Source organism: Brunnivagina elsteri CCALA 953, assembly GCF_002289455.1.
GTDB classification, from domain to species: Bacteria; Cyanobacteriota; Cyanobacteriia; order Cyanobacteriales; family Nostocaceae; genus Brunnivagina; species Brunnivagina elsteri.
Genome location: NZ_NTFS01000474.1, coordinates 1 through 4,602, shown reverse-complemented (window position 1 = coordinate 4,602; position 4,602 = coordinate 1). Strand labels below are relative to the sequence as shown.

Here is a 4,602-nt window from a genome sequence, read left to right as displayed (position 1 = left end):
GAGTGATTTTTGCTGTTGTCTTAGATGATTCAATCGCTTGTAAAAGATGATGTGTTACCCACTCAATCAAACTCATTCCCTTCGTAAATTCAAAGCTGATTCCATATTTCCCAAAGGCTCTTTTGGCATTACCCTTACTACTAAAATCTAACCATTCCCAATAAATGTCAAAATCAACAGGAAACGGGGTGAAATGAGCAATCGTACAGAAACTTACGCTAAGGCTGAAACAGTTACTGGGTAAAGTTTTCAGATTTACTTTCGGTCGAGTCCGATTTCTTGCCTGATTGCCTGTGGCGTTTTACAATATCGCTGACCGTTGTCTTACTAAGATTGAGTTTTTCTGCAATTTTGCGGTAAGAATAGCCGGATTCCACCATTTGCAACACTTTGGGTTCAAACTTATCGGCTTTCACCCGTTGTCCCGGTTGTCTGCCAAACTTGTGACCTCGTGCTTTAGCCGCAGCTACACCAGAACGTACTCTTTCTCGCACTAAATCCCGCTCAAATTCAGCCAAAGAAGCCATTAAATGAGCAATTAGCCTGCCTTGCGGTGTATTCAAATCAAATTGCAATCCAGTTTGGGCAATTAAGGAAACATGCCAACTATGAAGTTCTTGCAATGTTTCAATCAGATCGATGGTGCTACGTCCCCACCGGGTCATCTCTGTAACCAAAATGGCATCAATGCTATGGCTTTGAGCTAATGCCATAACTTTTTTGCGCTCGGTACGGTTGTGTTTAATTCCACTCGCTGTTTCAAACCAAACTCCAACCACCTCAAACCCTGACTTTTCGGCATACTCCAGCAAATCCCGTTCTTGTCGCTCACAGGACTGATCTGTTGTGGAAACCCGACAATAAATGGCGACTTTTTGTACCAATTAAACCCTCCAGAAAAAAGGGGTATCAAACCCTGACTACACCGTTTGAATTTAGTGTACCAAACAGAGTAAACTTTAATTAGTACAAATTAGGGCTTATGGATGGGATTCCTTACTCTCGAACAGCGGCAACGCTACGGACGCTATGAGTCGGAACCAACACCTCGGCAATTGGCTCGGTACTTCCATCTTGACGATATGGATAAGGATAGCGTGAAAATTCGACGTGGGAATCATAACCGTCTGGGTTTTGCATTGCAGCTCGTTAGCGTCAGGTTTTTAGGGACTTTTTTGGAAAATCCGATTGATGTTCCGCCTGGTGTTATCACTTATATAGCTACTCAGTTAAATATCGTAAATTACGATTTTTTGCCACGCTACCTTGAGCGCTCAGTTACCCATTGGGAGCATCAGGGCGAAATTAAGCAGCGATACGGTTATCAAGATTTCAGCGCACAACCGGGAAACTGGCAACTGACTCGCTGGCTGTACGGACGTGCTTGGGTTGGTTCAGAAGCTCCTAGTGTTCTATTTGACGTGGTTACAGCTAGGTTGGTTGAACATAAAATCCTTTTACCAGGAGTTACAGTTTTGGAGCGTCTAGTTGCCACCGTGCGGGAGCGAACGGCTAATCGTTTGTGGCGAATTTTAGCCAAAATGCCAACTACTGAACAACGGTTAAAACTTGAAGCCTTACTAGTATCGGACAAAAAAACTTGGTATACACCACTCGACACCTTGAGGCGCTCTCCAACTCGTCACAGCGCTCCGGCTCTAGTCAATGCCTTGAATCGTCTGGTTGAGGTACGTTCCTTTGGTATCAACACTTTAAATTTCTCAAAGCTACCAGCCAGCAGATTAAAAGCTCTTGCCCGCCACGCAGCAACAATTCGAGTGGCTGCGATCGCTCGGATGCCATTTGAGCGGAGAATTGCTACTCTAGTTGCCTTTATTCAAGTGCTAGAAGCTACAGCCGCCGACGATACCCTCGATGTGTTGGAATTGTTGATCAAGGATTTGCTGTCCAAGTCGGTGCGGGATGGAAAAAAGGAACGGTTACGCACGATAAAAGACCTGGATGCCGCAGCTTTGCGCTTGGGTGAAGCATGTTCCGTTATACTTGACCCCAATTGTGAAGATAAAAGTGTGCGTGAAGTTGTTTTTCAACGCATCCCTCAAGAGAAATTACAATCTGCTGTGACAAAGGTGGAAGAACTAGCCCGACCGCCTGAAGATGACTATTACCCAGAATTACTGAAGCGTTGGGCACATGTTCGCAGATTTCTCCCCTCACTATTACGGACAATCGATTTTCAAGCCACAAAAGCTGGTCAGTCAATACTTAAAGCTGTGGAATTTCTCAAAAGTATTGAAAAAAAAGCGAATCCCAAGATGGATGCTGCTCCACTTAATGGTATTACTAAAGGCTGGCTACAATTAATTGTACAACCGAATGCAGATATCGACCGTCGCGCTTACACTTTTTGCACCTTAGAGCGATTGTGTGAGGGATTGCGCCATCGGGAACTGTTTATTACTCCTAGCATACGTTGGAGTAATCCCCATGCTAAATTACTACAAGGGACAGACTGGGAATCAGCCCGACCACAAGTTTGTCGAGCGCTGAACCTGCAACCAACACCAGATGCAGAACTGTCCAAGTTGAAGCAGCAACTTGAGGAAGCATTTCATCGTACTGCCAATAATCTGCCTAGTAATGCATCTGTACGGGTCGAGCCTAACAAAAAAGGGCGTGATACTTTAACAGTAACCAACCTGGATAAGTTGGAAGAACCTGCCAGCTTGAAGGCTCTCAAAATACTGGTAGCAGAACTACTCCCCCGTGTGGATTTGCCTGAAGCCCTACTAGAAATCCATGCCAAAACAGGGTTTATGGATGAATTTAACCACGGTAGCCAGGAAAGCTCACGAGTAACTGATTTACCCATTAGTGTCTGTGCAGTGCTGATAGCTACTAGTTGCAACATAGGTCTGAAGCCAGTGACACGCGCAGATATTCCAGCCCTAACTCGCAATCGACTGGCTTGGGTGCAGCAAAACTACCTTCGTTCTGAAACCTTAATTCGTGCTAATGCACGGCTGGTTGATGCTCAAACTCAGATTCCATTGGCACAGACTTGGGGTGGGGGAGAAGTCGCCTCGGCTGATGGATTACGTTTTGTGGTGCCTGTGCAGACACTAAATTCTGGACCCAATAGCAAATATTTTGGTCGGGGTCGGGGTATTACTTACTACAACTTCACTTCAGACCAGTTTACAGGTTTTCACGGTTTGGTGGTTCCTGGAACGCTGCGCGACTCTCTGGTTGTGTTGGTTGGGCTTCTTGAGCAACAAACCAGTTTGAGTCCCAGGGAACTGATGACGGATACAAGCGGTTACAGCGATGTAATATTTGGACTTTTCTGGCTACTAGGCTACCAGTTCAGTCCTCGGCTAGCAGATGTAGGAGAGGCTCGCTTTTGGCGTTTAGATTCGCTTGCAGATTATGGGGTTCTAAATGGAATAGCACGTCAAAAGGTTAATACCTCTTTTATTGAGAATTATTGGGATGACATGCTGCGAGTTGCTGGTTCTTTGAAATTGGGAACGGTGAGCGCGTCAGAAATTATGCGAACTTTATACCGAGGTGACAAACCTTCCGTTTTGGGTCGAGCGATTGGGGAGTTGGGACGTATAGCCAAAACTTTGTACCTATTAAACTATGTCGATGATGAGGCGTACCGTCGTCGAATTTTGACTCAGCTAAATCGAGGTGAAGGACGACACGGACTTGCCAGAGTTATATTTCATGGTCAAAAGGGTGAGTTGCGTCAACGTTACCGGGAGGGACAAGAAGACCAACTTTCAGCTTTAGGGTTGGTCGTAAATGCTTTGGTACTATGGAATACATATTATATGGATGCTGCACTTACCTCTATCGGTTTGAAACAAAGCGTAAATCAAGAAGATATAGCGCGGCTCTCGCCTTTGGGGCATTCCCACGTCAATATGTTAGGGCGTTATCAGTTTTCTTTACCTCTCGCAGTTATGCAGGGAGAAATGCGTCCATTACGCGATCCAAATGACCCAAATGAGCAGGAGGATTAAAATGCTTATGTAGCAGGCGTTTCAGCCTTAGCGTAAGTTTCTGTACGATTGCTCATTTCACCCCGAAACTGTTCGTTAGATTCTATTTGAATCAATATTTCTTGCTTGATAATATTGTCCATTAGCGCATTACCTCTATTAATTTTATGCCGTAAATAACTTGCAATTTAATTGCAAATAATTCCGACAGAAGTCTTTGCCTCAGATAATTTTGTCAGCGCGGTAGTTGTGCTTAAAACATTAATGCATCCCTGGATTCAAACAAAACACAAAATCGAGTCAGAATCGCTGGTTTTTGATGGCATAGCTTACCCCAATGCTATGCCATCAAGTTAAGAAGGTTAAGTATGGCAGCGAGAAGACTGTACATCCGTATTTACGTACATAATATCCACACTGCCTTCTTAGTAATGGTTTCTGACTCTTGATTTCCTAGTTGATAGTTTTTTCGGTCACGCTTGATACTGATTTACTAAATCTTGAACCCATTCTGTTCAAAACAAATCATCCAAAAGGAAGAGAAAATTATGTTGCCATTAAATACTATCCCATTGGATAGATGCAGAAAATTTATTTTGTCCTCTGGTCTAGAAATCATTTTATACAGTTA

General features: G+C 44.1%; 2 protein-coding genes. One reads left to right on the top strand and one right to left on the bottom strand.

Going from position 1 to position 4,602, the window contains the following annotated elements:
• Positions 1-233: 233 nt before the first annotated feature.
• Complete coding sequence (locus CK510_RS26665) at positions 234-884, bottom strand: recombinase family protein (RefSeq protein ID WP_095724538.1); 651 nt, start codon at positions 882-884, stop codon at positions 234-236.
• Positions 885-986: 102 nt separating this feature from the next.
• On the opposite strand from CK510_RS26665, the gene CK510_RS26660 reads away from it, so the two are divergent.
• Positions 987-3,992 (top strand): Tn3 family transposase, encoded by a 3,006-nt coding sequence (locus CK510_RS26660; RefSeq protein ID WP_095724537.1) that lies wholly within the window; start codon positions 987-989, stop codon positions 3,990-3,992.
• Positions 3,993-4,602 lie beyond the last annotated feature (610 nt).

Bases quoted from the DNA above. Each gene is read 5' to 3' on its own strand.
- CK510_RS26660 (WP_095724537.1), top strand. From the start codon at position 987: ATGGGATTCCTTACTCTCGAACAGCGGCAACGCTACGGACGCTATGAG.